This window comes from Pseudomonas sp. H1_F01, assembly GCF_054681425.1.
In genome coordinates this window covers 5,616,774-5,632,614 of the sequence record NZ_CP162823.1, presented here as the reverse complement: position 1 = coordinate 5,632,614, position 15,841 = coordinate 5,616,774, and the positions used below count along the sequence as shown (strand labels likewise).

At 61.7% G+C, this 15,841-nt stretch carries 13 protein-coding genes; 11 read left to right on the top strand and 2 right to left on the bottom strand.

Annotation, left to right across the window (positions count from 1 at the left end):
• Positions 1–41: 41 nt before the first annotated feature.
• The 11 genes from treP (at position 42) to tadA (ending at position 13,856) form a co-directional block, all read left to right on the top strand.
• Positions 42–1,484 carry a PTS system trehalose-specific EIIBC component gene (gene treP, locus AB4O09_RS25520; RefSeq protein WP_003198050.1) on the top strand — a complete coding sequence of 481 codons (1,443 nt, stop codon included), beginning with the start codon at positions 42–44 and terminating at the stop codon, positions 1,482–1,484.
• A gap of 72 nt (positions 1,485–1,556) precedes the next feature.
• Positions 1,557–3,203 carry an alpha,alpha-phosphotrehalase gene (treC, locus tag AB4O09_RS25515; RefSeq protein ID WP_003198052.1) on the top strand — a complete coding sequence of 549 codons (1,647 nt, stop codon included), beginning with the start codon at positions 1,557–1,559 and terminating at the stop codon, positions 3,201–3,203.
• Positions 3,204–3,346: 143 nt separating this feature from the next.
• Positions 3,347–4,570, top strand: a complete 1,224-nt coding sequence (locus AB4O09_RS25510) for a maltoporin (RefSeq protein WP_013692328.1) — start codon at positions 3,347–3,349, stop codon at positions 4,568–4,570.
• 74 nt (positions 4,571–4,644) lie between these two features.
• The gene (gene ptsP / locus AB4O09_RS25505) at positions 4,645–7,179 is read left to right on the top strand and encodes a phosphoenolpyruvate--protein phosphotransferase (protein ID WP_460107596.1); all 2,535 of its coding nucleotides are present in this window, start codon (positions 4,645–4,647) and stop codon (positions 7,177–7,179) included.
• Positions 7,180–7,181: 2 nt separating this feature from the next.
• On the top strand, positions 7,182–7,469 hold the full coding sequence (locus tag AB4O09_RS25500; protein WP_003198057.1) for a PTS transporter subunit EIIB: 288 nt from the start codon (positions 7,182–7,184) through the stop codon (positions 7,467–7,469).
• A gap of 285 nt (positions 7,470–7,754) precedes the next feature.
• Complete coding sequence (locus tag AB4O09_RS25495; protein ID WP_460107594.1) at positions 7,755–9,740, top strand: tetratricopeptide repeat protein; 1,986 nt, start codon at positions 7,755–7,757, stop codon at positions 9,738–9,740.
• Between the two features lie 124 nt (positions 9,741–9,864).
• A complete protein-coding gene (locus AB4O09_RS25490; RefSeq protein WP_027913139.1) occupies positions 9,865–10,260 on the top strand; it encodes a DUF6632 domain-containing protein in 396 nt (131 codons plus the stop codon).
• Positions 10,261–10,395: 135 nt separating this feature from the next.
• On the top strand, positions 10,396–10,935 hold the full coding sequence (locus AB4O09_RS25485; RefSeq protein ID WP_013692345.1) for a kinase inhibitor: 540 nt from the start codon (positions 10,396–10,398) through the stop codon (positions 10,933–10,935).
• A 5-nt stretch (positions 10,936–10,940) separates the two neighbouring features.
• The gene (locus AB4O09_RS25480) at positions 10,941–11,759 is read left to right on the top strand and encodes a helix-turn-helix transcriptional regulator (RefSeq protein WP_460107591.1); all 819 of its coding nucleotides are present in this window, start codon (positions 10,941–10,943) and stop codon (positions 11,757–11,759) included.
• Between the two features lie 223 nt (positions 11,760–11,982).
• Positions 11,983–13,359: a multicopper oxidase family protein gene (locus AB4O09_RS25475; protein ID WP_003198067.1), complete on the top strand. Its 1,377-nt coding sequence runs from the start codon at positions 11,983–11,985 to the stop codon at positions 13,357–13,359.
• The gene (gene tadA / locus AB4O09_RS25470; RefSeq protein ID WP_003198069.1) at positions 13,359–13,856 is read left to right on the top strand and encodes a tRNA adenosine(34) deaminase TadA; all 498 of its coding nucleotides are present in this window, start codon (positions 13,359–13,361) and stop codon (positions 13,854–13,856) included. The genes AB4O09_RS25475 and tadA overlap by 1 nt, the downstream gene beginning before the upstream one ends.
• 218 nt (positions 13,857–14,074) lie before the next feature.
• Here the strand turns inward: tadA and cmoB are convergent, their stop codons facing one another.
• Both cmoB and cmoA read right to left on the bottom strand, forming a co-directional pair.
• The gene (gene cmoB / locus AB4O09_RS25465; RefSeq protein WP_003198070.1) at positions 14,075–15,031 is read right to left on the bottom strand and encodes a tRNA 5-methoxyuridine(34)/uridine 5-oxyacetic acid(34) synthase CmoB; all 957 of its coding nucleotides are present in this window, start codon (positions 15,029–15,031) and stop codon (positions 14,075–14,077) included.
• Positions 15,028–15,771 carry a carboxy-S-adenosyl-L-methionine synthase CmoA gene (gene cmoA, locus AB4O09_RS25460; RefSeq protein ID WP_003198073.1) on the bottom strand — a complete coding sequence of 248 codons (744 nt, stop codon included), beginning with the start codon at positions 15,769–15,771 and terminating at the stop codon, positions 15,028–15,030. The genes cmoB and cmoA overlap by 4 nt, the downstream gene beginning before the upstream one ends.
• Positions 15,772–15,841: the final 70 nt, after the last annotated feature.

The following is a 15,841-nucleotide window of genomic DNA, read 5'->3' as shown; positions in this document are numbered from 1 at the left end:
TGTCGACTCTCAATAACAAGAATGACGCGGAAGAAAAAAGCATGAGCCACGATTACTCCAAAATCGCCAGCGAGCTGCTGCAAAGCTTGGGTGGCGTCGACAATATCGAGCAGGCGGCCCATTGCGTGACGCGCCTGCGCCTGTCCCTCAAGGACGCGGCCCGGGTGGACAGTGCCACGCTGAACCAGATCGACCTGGTCAAGGGTTCGTTTTTTACCGGTGGCCTGTTCCAGGTGGTCATTGGCCCGGGCGAGGTGGAAAAGGTCTATGCCGCCCTGCGCGAGCTGACGGGCCTGGCCGCCGCGACCATTGCCGACGTCAAGCGCCAGGGCGCGCAGAAGGGCAACGGCATGCAGCGCCTGGTGCGGGTACTGTCCGATGTGTTCATGCCCATTTTGCCTGCCCTGGTGATCGCCGGCCTGCTGATGGGCGTCAACAACCTGTTGGGTGCCAAGGGCATGTTCATTGCCGGGCAGACGTTGCTCGATGCCTATCCGCACCTGGATGGCGTCTGGAGCCTGATCAACCTCATGGCCAATACCTCCTTTGTCTTTCTCCCGGCCCTGGTGGGCTGGTCGGCGGCCAAGCGTTTCGGCGGCAGTGAGATCCTTGGCATCGTGCTGGGCCTGATGCTCGTCCACCCGGACCTGCTCAACGCCTGGAACTACGGCAAGGCCGTGGCGGGGCTGGAAGGCCAGAGCCTGCCGTACTTCGACATCTTCGGCTGGTTCCGGATCGAGAAAGTCGGTTACCAGGGGCAGATCCTGCCGATCCTGCTGGCGGCCTATGTCATGAGCGTGATCGAGCGATGGTTGCGGGCCAGGGTGCCCAACGCCATCCAGTTGCTCGTGATCCCCATCACCACCATCGTCATCACCGGTGTACTGGCCCTTGCCATCATCGGTCCGGTCACCCGGCACCTGGGCATCCTGATTACCGAAGGCATGGTGGCGCTGTTCGACCTGGCGCCGGTGATTGGCGGGGCGATTTTCGGCCTGCTCTATGCGCCGCTGGTGGTGACCGGCATGCACCACATGTTCCTGGCGGTGGACCTGCAATTGATCTCGACCCAGGGTGGCACCTTCATCTGGCCGATGATCGTCATGTCCAACCTGGCCCAGGGCAGCGCGGCGCTGGCGGTGTTCTACATGACTCGTAATGCGCGGGACAAGAGCATGGCGTCCACGTCGGCGATTTCCGCTTATTTCGGCATCACCGAGCCGGCAATGTTCGGCGTCAACCTGCGCTACAAATTCCCTTTCTATTGCGCGCTGGCCGGCTCGGCCCTGGGCTGCATTTTCCTGTCGCTGAACAAGATCAAGGCCTCGGCGATTGGCGTCGGGGGCCTGCCGGGTTTCATTTCGATCGTGCCCGATTACATACCGATGTTCGTGGTCGGCATGGTCATCGCCATGAGCGTGCCCTTTGCCCTGACCTGCGCGTTGAGCATGAAGATCGTCCGGCCGGGGTATCGGGTGGCCTGACACCTGTGGGAGCCGGGCTTGCCCGCGATGAGGCCTGTGAGGCCGGTACAAAACAGACTGAAGGAAACGCACATGCAAGACTGGCAACGCTCGGTGATCTATCAGATCTACCCCAAGAGTTTCTACAGCCATGGCGGCCAGGCCACCGGTGATTTGCTGGGGGTGGTGGACAAGCTCGACTACCTGCACTGGCTGGGTGTGGATTACCTGTGGCTGACACCGTTCCTGCGTTCGCCGCAACGGGACAACGGCTACGACATCAGCGACTACTACGCCATCGACCCCAGCTACGGCACCATGGCCGATTGCGAATTATTGATTACCGAAGCGAGCAAGCGCGGTATCAAGCTGATGCTCGACATCGTGGTCAATCACACCTCCATCGAGCATCCCTGGTTCCAGGCCGCCCGCAGCAGCCTCGACAACCCGTACCGCGATTTCTATATCTGGCGGGACCAGCCGAACAACTGGGAATCCAAGTTCGGCGGCTCGGCCTGGGAGTACGAAGCGCAGACCGGCCAGTATTACCTGCACCTGTTCGACCACACCCAGGCCGACCTGAACTGGGACAACCCCCAGGTGCGCGCCGAAGTGTTCAAGATGATGCGTTTCTGGCGGGACAAGGGGGTGGGGGGCTTTCGTCTCGATGTGATCAACCTGATCTCCAAACCGGCCGACTTCCCTGACGACCATACCGATGGCCGGCGTTTCTACACCGACGGCCCCAACGTGCATCGCTACCTGCAGGAAATGCACCGGGAAGTCTTCGAGGGGTTCGACCTGATCAACGTCGGCGAGATGTCGTCCACCAGCCTCGAACACTGTGTTCGCTATTCGTGTCCGGCGTCCCGTGAACTGTCGATGACGTTCAATTTCCATCACTTGAAGGTGGACTACCCGAACCTGCAAAAGTGGGTGCGGGCCGACTTCGATTTTCTTGAACTCAAACGCATCCTGTCCGACTGGCAAGTCGGCATGCAGGCCGGTGACGGTTGGAATGCGCTGTTCTGGTGTAACCATGACCAGCCGCGGGTGGTGTCGCGGTTCGGTGATGACGGCGAGTACCGCGAACCTTCGGCGAAGATGCTCGCCACGGCGTTGCACTTTCTCCAGGGCACCCCGTTCGTGTACCAGGGCGAGGAGTTGGGGATGACCAATCCGGGCTTCGAGCACATCGAGCAGTATCGCGATGTGGAAACCCTGAACATCTATCGTCTCAAGCGCAACGCCGGGGTGTCGGAGGCCAACGCCATGGCATCGATCATGCAGAAATCCCGTGACAACGGGCGCACGCCGATGCAATGGAATGCCGGGCCGAACGCAGGTTTCAGCCGGGCCGAACCCTGGATCGGCGTGCCCGCCAACGCCGCGTTCATCAACGTCGAGCAGCAACAGCAAGACCCGACCTCGGTGCTGCATTACTACCGTCAATTGATCGCCCTGCGCCGCAGCGAAGCCTTGATCCAGGACGGCGTCTACCGCCTGCTATTGCCCGAACATCCACACGTGTGGGCGTACCTGCGCGAAGGGCAGGGCGAGCGCCTGTTGGTGGTCAGCCATTTTTATGGAGGCGACTGCGAGGTGGAACTGCCCGAAGGAGTCCTCACCCATGACACGAAACAACGCTGGGTGATCGGCAACTACGAGGCCGGCGAACACCGATACCGACGGCTGCGCTTGCGGCCTTACGAGTCGTTTGTGTTGCACCTGAGCGACTGAATAAAAACTTCCCCTGACCCAGGCAATGCCTGACAGCGAACACGTTGCGCCAGACGCATCGTGGGCCCTTTTTCGTCAGCCAAATGGCGGCCAAGGGGGGAAGTCATGGAGCAAAAAAACAATAAGAAATAATGGAGAGGCGTATGAAAACAATAATAAACCGTGGCCTTGCCGCGTCCTGTATCTGCCTGGCGCTGCCGTTCCCGGTTCAGGCCCTGGAGTTTTCCGGTTATCTGCGCAGCGGCGTCGGCAGCGCGACCAATGGTCGTTCACAATCCTGCTTCCAGTTGCCCGGGGCGCAGACTAAATATCGGTTGGGCAATGAATGCGAGCAGTACGGGGAACTGGAACTGCGCCAGGATCTTTTCACCCTCGACGATGGCTCGGTGTTGAGCGTGGACGGCATGGCGTCGCTGTACAACCGCTATGACCGCACGCCGACTTTCCAGGGTGAAAACGGCTCGGCACGCATGCCGCAGATGTATGCCCAATGGTCGAACATGCCCAGCCTGAACGGCGGGTCGCTGTGGGCCGGTCGGCGTTACTACAAACGTAACGACATCCATATCTCGGATTTCTACTACTGGAACCAGAGTGCTACCGGTGGCGGGATCGAGGACGTGCTGATCGGCGGGTTGAAATACAGCTACGCCTTCTCGCGCAAGGACAACCTGTACCAGAAAGACCCGGTCAACCGGCATGACTTCAACGTCGCCGGTTTCAAGGCCAACCCCGGTGGCGAGTTGGAGTTTGGCCTGAGCTTCATCGACCGGGCGGACCGTCGCGACGCCCATCGCGGCTGGGCCTTGACCGCCCAGCATGTGCAACAGGACTTCCTGGGTGGGAAGAATAAACTGGCCTTGCAATATGGCGAGGGGCCCGGCACCGGGCTGGGTTATACCGGCGACACCGGATTGGACGACAGCAACAAGAGTTATCGTCTGGTGGAGTTTTTCGATTGGCAGGTCACGCCACGTTTCGGCGGGCAGGTGCAAGCGGTGTACCAGAAGGACATCCGCCCCGATGGTGCTGACCAGGACTGGCTGTCGTTGGGGGTTCGCCCGGCATACGCCATCACCGATCAGTTCAAGCTGGTGGCTGAACTGGGCCATGACCAGGTTCAGGCCAGCGATGGAACTCGCAAGCTGAGCAAATTCACCTTTGCGCCCACCTGGTCGCCCAAGGGCCCGGAATTCTGGGCTCGTCCGGAAATACGCCTCTACTACACCTACGCCAGTTGGAACGAGGCGGCCAAGCGTGCTGCCAATGAACTGGCAGCCGGTTCGGCGCTGTCGGACACCGGTGTATTTGGCGGTGCGCGACATGGTTCCAACGTGGGCCTGCAGGTCGAATACTGGTGGAAATGACCCGTGTAGCGCGGGTCGCTGATCTCTGCGTGCCCGCGATGCCAAAAAGAACAGACAGCAGCAGGTGAAGTCTCATGAACACAACGCAACCTTTGCAATTGCTCGCACCGTTGTCCGGGGTCTTGATGCCCTTGGACAGCGTGCCGGATCCGGTCTTCTCCAGCCGAGTAGTGGGGGATGGCATCTGCATCGATCCGACCTCGCAGACCCTTTGCGCACCGCTGTCCGGTGTCATCGGCACGCTTCAGGACAGCGCCCATGCAGTAAGTGTCACCGCTGATAACGGCGTCCAGGTGCTGATGCATATTGGCCTGGACACGGTCAATCTGGCGGGCAAGGGGTTCACCTCGCGGGTGACCATGGGGCAACGGGTCGAGGCCGGCCAGCCGCTGATCGATTTCGATGCCGATTACATCGCCCTGCATGCGCGAAGCCTGTTGACGCTGATGCTGGTGGTCAGCGGCGAACCCTTCAGCCTGCTCGGGGACGGGGCGAGCTGTATCGAGAGTGGTGCTCCGTTGTTGCGTGTGTGCCCAGCGGAACAGGGGCCTGTCGACGAGGCGCAGCAGGGCTCGGTGCTGTTTTCCAAGCCGCTGATCGTGCCCAATGAAAGTGGCCTGCATGCCCGTCCTGCCGCGGTGTTCGCCCAGGCGGCCAAGGGGTTTGATGCCAATATCCAACTGCATAAGCAGCAAGCCGGCGCCAATGCCAAATCGCTGGTCGCGATCATGGCGTTGCAGACGGCCAAGGGCGACAGTGTGCAGATCAGCGCCGCCGGCCCTCAGGCCGGACAGGCCATCGAAGCGTTGGAACACTTGCTGTTGTCGGGGTGCGGCGAAACGGTGCAAGCGCCGCTGACGCCGGCGCCGACCGTCACCGACGAGCCATCGATACCTGGTCGGCTGCGGGGTGTCTGTGCGTCGCCCGGTTCGGCGTTTGGTGAAGTGGTCCAGGTCGCCTCCCAGGTGTTGGATATCGAGGAGGCGGGGGGCGGCATCGAGGTTGAGCAGGCCGCCCTGGATCAAGGGCTGAAGCAGGCAATGCAAGCCTTGAAGGCGCTGCAGGACGAGGCGGCGGGCAGTGTCCAGGCGCAGATTTTTCGCGCCCATCAAGAGTTGCTGGAAGACCCCACCTTGCTGGAGCAGGCCCAAGCCTTGATCACCGAGGGCAAGAGCGCGGCATTCGCCTGGAGGACCGCTACCGAGGCGAGCGCTGCGCTGTTCCAGCAATTGGGCAGCGCTTTGCTGGCCGAGCGCGCAGCGGACCTGGCCGACGTCGGGCAACGGGTGCTCAAGCTGATCCTGGGGGTTCAGGACAACGCCTGGAACCTGCCTGAACGGTCGATCCTGGTGGCCGAGCAACTGACGCCCTCCCAGACCGCCAGCCTCGACACTTCACGCATCGCCGGTTTCGTCACCGTGGGTGGCGGCGCCACTAGCCATGTTGCGATCCTCGCCCGTGCGCTGGGCCTGCCCTCGTTGTGTGGCGTGGCGCACCCCGTGCTGGCCCTGGATAACGGCACCCGGGTGTTGCTGGATGCCGACAATGGCGAACTGCACGTGAACCCGGATCAAGCCCTGGTCGAGCAACTCCAGGCCACTCGTGACCGACAGCACCAGCGGCATCAGCGTGACCTCGAACAATCGGCCCAGGCGGCTCGCACCCTTGACGGTCATCGAGTCGAGGTCAGCGCCAATGTCGGGTCGCTGCGGGACGTGGAGCAGGCCATGAGCCTGGGCGGCGAAGGGGTCGGGCTGTTGCGCTCCGAGCTGCTTTACCTGGATCGCGCGCACCCCCCTGGCCATGACGAGCAAGCGGCCCTGTACAGCGCCGTCGCCCGGACCCTGGGGCCGGAGCGCAATCTGGTGGTACGTACCCTGGACGTGGGCGGGGACAAACCGCTGGCCTATGTGCCGATGGCTCATGAGGCCAATCCATTCCTCGGCATGCGCGGTATTCGCCTGTGCCTGGAGCGCCCCCAGTTGTTGCGTGAACAGTTCCGGGCCATTCTCGCCTGTTCGGGGCTGGCGCGGCTGCACATCATGCTGCCCATGGTCACGCAACTGGCAGAGCTGCGCCTGGCGCGGCAGATGCTGGACGAAGAGGTCCGCCACCTGGGACTCAAACAGGCGCCGAAGCTGGGCATCATGATCGAAGTGCCGGCGGCGGCGCTGATGGCCGACCTGTTTGCCCCAGAAGTGGATTTCTTCTCCATCGGCACCAACGACCTGACCCAATACACCCTGGCCATGGACCGTGACTACCCACGCCTGGCCAGCCAGGCCGATAGCCTGCATCCCTCGGTGTTGCGCCTGATCGCCCGTACGGCCGAGGCCGCCCGTGCCCATGGCAAATGGGTCGGTGTGTGTGGTGCGCTGGCCTCGGAACCCCTGGCGGTGCCGGTGCTGCTGGGGCTGGGCGTGGATGAGCTATCGGTCAGTGTGCCGCTGATTCCGGCGATCAAGGCCTGCGTGCGTGAATGGAACCTTAGCGAGTGCCGTACGCTGGCCCAACAGGCCCTGGGCCAGGAAAGCGCCGAGCAGGTGCGTGACCTCCTGCGTACTCATTCATCCACGGCCACCCCGGCCACCCTGGCCATGGAGCATTGAACATGTTCGACAAACTGCAACAGGCATTCTGGAAAGCCCTGACCCCGGACCTGGTGCCGGAAGAGCCCAAGCGACCGGCCTCGGTAGATGGGCTGGCGCCGGCTATCATCGCTGCGTTGGGCGGTGCGGAAAACCTCAAGACCCATCAGCCCGTGGCACTGACGCGGCTGCGGGTGGAACTGCGGGATGTGGCGCGGATCGATCGGATGGGCTTGAGTGCCGCCGGTGTGGCAGGCGTGATGACGCTGGACAACGGTGTGGTGCATCTGATCACTGGTTTGCGAGGCTGAACCGAAGCTGGCACACCGCGAAGACGGTTCTGGGGCTGCTGCGCAGCCCAACGGGGATAAATCCCCTCGCCACGGGGGAACGATCAACGCCCAGGCTCTGCGCAAAGTCGGGTTTTAAATTGTGCTTAAATGCCAACTTCCCCATCGTTGCTCTTGGCTTGTCCACGTTTGTCCGTCGCTCTCTGCAAGTGAATGCGCAAAGCTGTCGGCCGCTCACAACAAGACTGCAAACTTCCATCCCAAGAACACCGTGCCGACAAACTCAGAAACGGTGTCACTGCCCTTATGTTCAAACGCATCCTGTCCGCTCTGAGCGGCAAGAAATCCAGCACGTCGACACCGGTTTCTTCCGCGCACACTGACGCGCCACCGCCCCAGCCGGACGAGAGTGAATTGATCACGGTCTACGACAGCTACGGTCGCGAGATGCAGATCACCCGCAACGAGTGGCGCAACAACGTCTTCCTGCCAAACCTGCGAGAGAAATGGAATTCTGCCGACGAGCTCTACAGCCTGATCATCTCGGGTTTGAATGATGGTTTTGTCGCTGACTTGATCCCGGCCGCGGCACAACTGGTCGAGATCGACAGCAATCCCGAGCGCAGCCATGTCATCCAGGGCATTGTGTTGCTGGAGAACGGCCAACTCGATGCCGCCGAAAACGCGCTTCGCACGGGGATGGCGAAAGTGGGCGCGACAGGCACCTTGCTGACCAACCTGGCCAAGGTCTTCAGCGACCGAGGCGAGCAGGCGCTTGCCGACGAAACGCTTTGGCACGCGGTTCAAGCCGACCCGAATCAAGAGAATGGCCTGTTGTGGTGGGCGGCCATTCAGCGGGAAAAGGCCGGCGAGGCGGGTTATCTCGAAGCACTGCGTACCGTGGCTGCGTTACCCGGCAGTTGGCGTGCGCCCTTGTGGCTGGCGCGTCATTGCCTGGAACAGAAGGATGTCGAATCGGCACGCGTGTTTTACACGCAGGTGCTGACGGCGGGTACGTTCGACGGCAGCGCGCTGATGATGATCTCGGGCGACTTGGGTAACAACGGCCAGATTCCACTGATCATCGAGTTGGTCGAGCCCGTCTACGATGAGCACAAACACGACCCCATGGCCGGTATCAACTTGCTGCGCGCCTATCAGGAACTTGGCCAAGCGGCCGAAGGCGAGGCGCTGCTCGCCCGCCTGTATGCCCTGGGTTTTGCGCCGATCAAAAACCAGCTCGACCAGTTTGCCCAAGCCTTCCAGCAAATGCACAAGCAGGACGCCCAAGGCGTGCCGGTGGATTCTGAAAACCTGCAGTTCGCGACGTTGGCATTGAGCCAGCCGATCTGGCACTACGGTTTGCGCAACGCCGATTGGTTCTTCGCGCAGAAACCGGAAGGGGCATCGGAAATCGGTTTCTTCGCGCTGTCCAAAAGCACAGACGGGGCAGTACGCGCCGAATCGCAACGGGAGGATGAACTGGGACGCTTCTCGCGCGCGATTCCTCTATACCTGGCCGAAGCCGTGCACTACTGGAGCGACCATGTAGGCACTTGCTATATCCAAATCGTGGAAGGCGGCGGTCCGGTGCTGTCGGGGTGTGAAGCCGACGGCCAAGCGCTTTTCGATATCGTGCCGCCGACGATGAAGTCCTTCATCACCGGCGAGATCGGCTGTTCGGGTGAGGGTGATCAAGCCCAATGGCAGCTTTCCCTGAGCCTCTGGGACTGCGCGACCCGCACCAGGCAAACTACCGAAAGCGGCAGCGCGGTGAAGGCTGATATCGGTGCGCTGGTACTCGACCTTGAGCAGCGCTTGCTTGCGCGCATTGGCCTGAGGCGCGAGACGCCCGTGGATTCGTTCTACCTGCACCCCACCGCCGAGGTCCTGCCGGTCTACCTGACCGAGCTGGGCCAGGCCTTCATGTTGACGCTGCTGGCGAACGGGCGCATGCCCAAATCCGCGATGTGGGGGGAGCGTGCCATGCTCGACTGGCCGCTCAACATGGCCCTTCATTGGCCCACGGTGGAGGTCGCCAAGCTGATGTACATCTCCGGGTTGGGCAAGGCCCACGATTACCAGTCGGACGTACTCGCCGAATACAAGGAGCGCAGCCTGCAGTGGCTGCGCGAGTTGGAGCAGGCGGGCAACCCTGCATCGCGCTTGGCGCCACTGATATGGAAGGTGTTCGGTATGCAGGCGGAGCTACAGGCTTACCTGCGCAACTTGCCCGACGATACAAGTGCTGCGCACAAGGCCTGGCTGGAGCGGGTGAGCGAGGCTGGATGATCGACAAGTCGCTCGGGAGGGCCCAGGCGACTGACGGCATGGGGTGGCCGGTGTGCGTTACAGGCGCGTTCTATACTCCTGGCACCCATTGCGGCGACAGCCACGCCGAAACAAGGAGCCAGCCATGAACGACACCCAACGACTCGCCGCCTTGCGTATGGTTTTGATCGTTGTCGGCCTGATCGCCGTCTTCGCGTTCTGGCCGCTGATGAACCTGTGGCCGTCTGGCTGGGCGTGGCACAGCGGCCATTCCCACTATCCGCTGATGATTGTCGGAATCTACGCCACCCTCGGAGTGTTCCTGCTGAAGGCGTCGCGCGATCCGATGAAACACCTGAGCCTGATCTGGTTCACGGTATGGTCGAGCATCGTGCACGGCGCGATCATGGCCGTGCAGTCCTTCGACGTCGAGATGGATGGGACCCGGCATATGGGGCATTTACTCGGCGATGTGCCGGCGCTGTTCATTGCCGCGGCGGCGCTGGCTTTTTTCATGCCACGCGGTAACCCGACGCACTAGCGGCTTCGAGTGGGGCGATGGTGCTCTCTTCCGGATATCGAGCATTTCGGCACAATTGTCGAGCGTTTCGGCACACTGACCATTTGGCGTTCAACCTAGACTCTGGCTTCATTTTCAGCCTCAAACGGAGTCGCGATGAACATCAGATCAATCCTGCCTGCACTTTCCATGGCTGTGGTATTCAGTGGACATGCCGCCGACTTTTCACTGACCAGCCAGGACATTGCTGACAATCGCCCATTGACCCGGCGGGAAGTGTTCCAAGGCTTCGGTTGCGAAGGCGGCAACACCTCCCCGCAGCTTTCCTGGATAAACGCCCCCACCGGCACTAAAAGCTACGCGATCACGGTCTACGATCCCGATGCGCCGACGGGTAGCGGTTGGTGGCATTGGACGGTCTTTAACCTGCCCGCTTCTGTCCATAGCCTGCCAAGAGGGGCGGGGCCGAGTTTGCCTGCCGGTGCAGTACAAGGGCGAACTGACTTTGGTCAATCCGAGTTTGGCGGCGCGTGTCCTCCAGTTGGGGATAAACCCCATCGCTATCAATTCACCGTATGGGCATTGAAAGTCGATAAGCTAGCGCTCGACAACCAGGCCAGCGGGGCTTTGGTCGGGTACATGCTCAATGCCAACGCCTTGGCCAAAGCGACCATTACTTCAACTTACGGACGTTAAGCACGATGCACCCTTGTGAGGGCGTACAGCACCGGGAAAATATTATCGATGCGTGTGTCATTCGGGCGCGCCAGCCCCTGACCTTGTCAAGGGTGCCGGTGTTCGTGACGACTTTGTGTCGAGTACGACAAGGGGAAAAGTTGTTGCAGTGGGATGGCCGGGAGATGCGCGCCGGGCCGCAACATCTGATACTGATGCCGGCCGGGCGCGAGTTGGGTCTCTCAAACCTGCCCGGTCTCCACGGCCACTACATCGCCGATGCGGTGACCTTTCCCGCCTCGACATTGCGCAGCTTCAGTACCCGTTATAGCCAGCAGATCATGAGCCGTCGCGGTGCACTGAAGAGTGATCTATGCGTTCCCCTGGACAGGCACACGATACAGGCATGGGATCAGTTGCTGACTGCTATCAGGGATGACGCCCCCCAGGTATTACGCACACATTATGGGGAAGCGGTTCTCCTGGGCCTGTGCCTTGGCGGCCGACTCGGCCCCTTGCTGATGGGGCGCAACGATCCACTTTGCGAACGTGTGCAGCAGTTGGTAATGGGCAGCCCGGAGAGAGACTGGACGGTGGCGGATGTCGCACAGCACCTGAACCTGGGGGAGTCGACGTTGCGTCGCCAGTTGGCGAATGAGGAGGACAGTTTCCGCAATATTCTGGAGGGCGTTCGATTGGCGACCGCGTTGCAATGGCTGCAGACCACTTCTCGGCCGATCGGTGAAATTGCCGGGGCCTGTGGTTACGCCTCGGCCTCACGTTTTGCAGTGCGCTTCCGCTCACGCTATGGGCTGTCGCCACGTGAATTGCGGGACGGGATTTAAGCTTTCCGGAGGTCACCTTTGGAACACAGGGGTGGTACCAACATCAAGCGCCCGAGATGTCGAAACCCTGAAAGTTGAGCTGATAGGGACTGAGAAGACCTGTGGATAATTTCTATAGGTTTTTTCATTTTTGCAGCCCTTACCGTTTCTCATCTGCGGGTGTATCGTATTCGCCTTTTGCGGGCCCAACGGTTCGCCGCGGATTCAATAGGTGGTTGCGTTCATGTCCTTTACCCGTCGCCAAATACTCGGTGGCCTGGCCGGTCTTGTTGTCGTTGGCGTGGGTGCGGGAGGTGCGTCACGGTATTGGTTGGGCAAGCGCGCCGATGCCGAGGCCGGTCATGACTATGAATTGATCGCCGCTCCGCTGGACGTCGAGCTGGTGGCCGGGCACAAGACCCAGGCCTGGGCGTTTGGCCCCTCGGCGCCGGGCACCGAGCTGCGGGTGCGCCAGGGCGAATGGTTGCGGGTACGCTTTATCAATCACCTGCCGGTCGCCACCACCATTCATTGGCACGGGATCCGTTTGCCGCTGGAGATGGACGGCGTGCCGTATGTCTCGCAATTGCCGGTGTTGCCGGGCGAGTATTTCGATTACAAGTTCCGTGTGCCAGACGCCGGCAGCTATTGGTATCACCCTCACGTCAACAGCAGCGAAGAGCTTGGGCGGGGGCTGGTGGGACCGTTGATCATCGAAGAGCGTGAGCCCACCGGCTTCAAATACGAGCAGACCCTGAGCCTCAAGAGCTGGCATGTGGACGAGCAGGGCGAGTTCGTCGCGTTCAGCATTCCCCGTGAAGCGGCGCGTGGTGGCACGGCCGGCCGGCTGGCGACCATCAACGGCGTGGCGCAAGCGGTGATTGACCTGCCGGCCGGGCAGATCACCCGGGTGCGCTTGCTCAACCTGGACAACACCCTGACGTATCGCATCAACATCCCAGGCGTAGAAGCGCAGATCTATGCGCTGGACGGCAACCCCATCGAACCGCGCCCGTTGGGCAAGGAATACTGGCTCGGCCCGGGCATGCGCATTTGCCTGGCGATCAAGGCACCGCCAGCCGGTGAAGAGTTGTCGTTGCGCAATGGCCCGGTGCGCCTGGGCACCCTGCGTTCGGTGCCTAACAGTGACGCGCCGAGCCAATGGCCGCCGGCGCTGCCGCCCAACCCGGTGTCGGAGCCGGACCTGGCCAATGCCGAAAAACTCAACTTCAATTTCGAATGGGTCGGCTCGGTGTCGGTCAATGTCGACAATGGCAAGCCGCCGAGCCTGTGGCAGATCAACGGCAAGGCCTGGGACATCACCGACAAGACCTGCGCCGACCGGCCGATCGCCACGCTGAAGAAAGGCCAGAGCTACATTTTCGAATTGAAGAACATGACCCAGTACCAGCACCCGATCCATTTGCACGGCATGAGTTTCAAGGTTATCGCGTCGAACCGGCACAAGGTCGTGCCGTATTTCACCGACACTTACCTGCTGGGCAAGAACGAACGGGCGCAGGTGGCGCTGGTGGCGGATAATCCAGGCGTGTGGATGTTCCACTGCCATGTGATCGACCACATGGAAACCGGCCTGATGGCCGCCATCGAGGTGGCTTGATGCGCCAGATTCGCCCTGCCAGGATCATCGACCGCAGCCGTGACCAGGACTTCATGCGCGAAGCCCTGGCCCTCGCCGCACAAGGCGCAGCCCTGGGCGAAGTGCCGGTGGGCGCAGTGCTGGTGCAGGACGGCGAGATCATCGGGCGCGGCTTCAACTGCCCCATCAGCGGCCACGACCCCAGTGCCCATGCGGAAATGGTCGCCATCCGCGCCGCCGCCCAGGCGGTGAGCAACTATCGCCTGCCCGGCAGCACGCTGTATGTGACGTTGGAGCCATGCAGCATGTGCGCTGGCCTGATCGTCCATTCGCGTATCGCCCGGGTCGTCTACGGCGCCCTGGAGCCCAAGGCCGGCATCGTGCAGAGCCAGGGGCAGTTCTTCAGCCAGGGTTTCCTGAACCATCGGGTGATGTACGAGGGCGGGGTGCTGGCGGAGGAATGCAGCACCGTGCTGAGTGAGTTCTTCAAGGCCCGAAGAGCCAAGCCCTCAGACTGACACCGTCCCCCTGTGGGAGTGAACCTCTGTGGGAGTGAACCTTTGTGGGAGTGAACCTCTGTGGGAGTGAACCTTTGTGGGAGTGAACCTTTGTGGGAGCAAGGCTTGCCCGCGATGAACGATAACGCGGCCTTGCTATAGACCGCGGTGCCTCCATCGCGGGCAAGCCTTGCTCCCACAGGGGTTTTGTGGTGCTTGGGTGATTCAGCTTGGGCGATTTACTTGCGCGCCACGATCACCGCCCGCATCGGCGCCGGCAGCCCTTCGATGGTTTTGCTGTGGTCGGTGGGGTCGAGGAAGTCGCTCAGCGACTGATACTTCATCCACTCGGTACTGCGCTGTTCCTCTACGGTGGTCAGGCTCACGTCCACGCAACGCACATCGCTGAACCCGGCGCGGCGCAGCCAGCGCTCCAGGGCCGGGACCGACGGCAGGAACCACACGTTGCGCATCTGCGCGTAGCGGTCCTCGGGCACCAGCACCTGGTGTTCGTCGCCCTCGATCACCAGGGTTTCCAGCACCAGTTCGCCGCCCTTGACCAGGCAGTCCTTCAAAGCCAGCAGGTGCTCGATCGGCGAGCGCCGGTGGTAGAACACGCCCATGGAGAACACCGTGTCGAAACCTTCCAGCTCCGCTGGCAGGGCCTCGAACGGGAACGGCAGGTGCCAGGCGTTGGGCTGCGACAGGTAGCGCTGCACCGCCTGGAACTGGCAGAAGAACAGCCAGTTGGGGTCGACGCCGATCACCGTGTCAGCTCCGGCGCCGAGCATTCGCCACATGTAATAGCCGTTGCCGCAGCCCACATCGAGGATGCGTTTGCCTTTCAGGTCCAGGTGCGGGGCCACTCGTGACCACTTCCAGTCCGAGCGCCATTCAGTGTCCACGTGCACGCCAAACAGGTCGAAAGGTCCTTTGCGCCATGGCGACAGGCCCATCAACGCGGTACGCATTTGCGCACGGGTTTCGTCGGAACAATCGGTGTCGAGCGTCAGGCAGTTCAGCAGGTCGACCGTGGTGGGTTGCAAGGCCGGTAGCGCATCGAGTGCGCTTTGCCAACGCTCCAGATCGCCATGGCCCTTTTCCATCTTGCTGTCGAGTTGCGTCTGCAGCGTCGCGGCCCAATCGGCCAGGGGCGTGCCGGCCAGATGGCGGGCGAGGGGGGACAGATCAATCATGGCAGGGCAATCAACGAGGCGAAGTTAAGACACTGGAACCACGGCACGACTTTCGAGAACCCGGCCGCCAGCAGGCGTTCGCGGTGTTCTTCGAGGCTGTCGGGCTTCATGACGTTTTCGATGGCGCTGCGTTTCTGGGCAATTTCCAGCTCGCTATAGCCGTTGGCGCGCTTGAACGCCACGTGCAGGTCGGTGAGCAGGGCGTGTTCCTCGGCATCGTTGAAACGCAACTTTTCCGACAGGATCAGGGCGCCACCGGGCAGCAAGGACTGGCGAATGCGGCTCAACAATGCGGTGCGTTGGTCCGGCGCGATGAATTGCAGGGTGAAGTTCAGTGCCACCACCGAGGCCGGCTGGAACGTCAGGGCGAGGATGTCGCCTTCGATCACTTCCACCGGCAGCAGCTCCTGGAACATCGAGTCCTGGCCGTTGAGGTATTCGCGGCAGCGCTCGACCATGGCCGCCGAGTTATCCACAGCGATTACCCGGCAACCGTCGGTGCGCACGTGGCGGCGCAGGGCCTGGGTCACGGCGCCCAGGGACGAGCCCAGGTCGTAGAGCACGCTATTGGGCTGGGCGAATTGCGCGGCGAGCACGCCGAGGTTTTCGACGATGGTCGGGTAGCCCGGCACCGAACGCTTGATCATGTCCGGAAACACCCGCACCACGTCCTCGTTGAAGGCGAAGTCCGGCACTTGGGCCAGGGGTTGGGCGAATAGGCGATCGGGGTCTTTGCTCACGGCGGTTCCAGCGGCATGGGTGGTGAAAAGGCCGGCATTTTAACCAAAAAAACTGTGGGAGCGAGCTTTG

What these genes read in the sequence shown, in the direction of transcription:
- treP (WP_003198050.1), top strand. Translation starts at nt 42, where the DNA reads ATGAGCCACGATTACTCCAAAATCGCCAGCGAGCTGCTGCAAAGCTTG.
- treC (WP_003198052.1), top strand. Translation starts at nt 1,557, where the DNA reads ATGCAAGACTGGCAACGCTCGGTGATCTATCAGATCTACCCCAAGAGT.
- AB4O09_RS25510 (WP_013692328.1), top strand. Translation starts at nt 3,347, where the DNA reads ATGAAAACAATAATAAACCGTGGCCTTGCCGCGTCCTGTATCTGCCTG.
- ptsP (WP_460107596.1), top strand. Translation starts at nt 4,645, where the DNA reads ATGAACACAACGCAACCTTTGCAATTGCTCGCACCGTTGTCCGGGGTC.
- AB4O09_RS25500 (WP_003198057.1), top strand. Translation starts at nt 7,182, where the DNA reads ATGTTCGACAAACTGCAACAGGCATTCTGGAAAGCCCTGACCCCGGAC.
- AB4O09_RS25495 (WP_460107594.1), top strand. Translation starts at nt 7,755, where the DNA reads ATGTTCAAACGCATCCTGTCCGCTCTGAGCGGCAAGAAATCCAGCACG.
- AB4O09_RS25490 (WP_027913139.1), top strand. Translation starts at nt 9,865, where the DNA reads ATGAACGACACCCAACGACTCGCCGCCTTGCGTATGGTTTTGATCGTT.
- AB4O09_RS25485 (WP_013692345.1), top strand. Translation starts at nt 10,396, where the DNA reads ATGAACATCAGATCAATCCTGCCTGCACTTTCCATGGCTGTGGTATTC.
- AB4O09_RS25480 (WP_460107591.1), top strand. Translation starts at nt 10,941, where the DNA reads ATGCACCCTTGTGAGGGCGTACAGCACCGGGAAAATATTATCGATGCG.
- AB4O09_RS25475 (WP_003198067.1), top strand. Translation starts at nt 11,983, where the DNA reads ATGTCCTTTACCCGTCGCCAAATACTCGGTGGCCTGGCCGGTCTTGTT.
- tadA (WP_003198069.1), top strand. Translation starts at nt 13,359, where the DNA reads ATGCGCCAGATTCGCCCTGCCAGGATCATCGACCGCAGCCGTGACCAG.
- cmoB (WP_003198070.1), bottom strand. Translation starts at nt 15,031, where the DNA reads ATGATTGATCTGTCCCCCCTCGCCCGCCATCTGGCCGGCACGCCCCTG.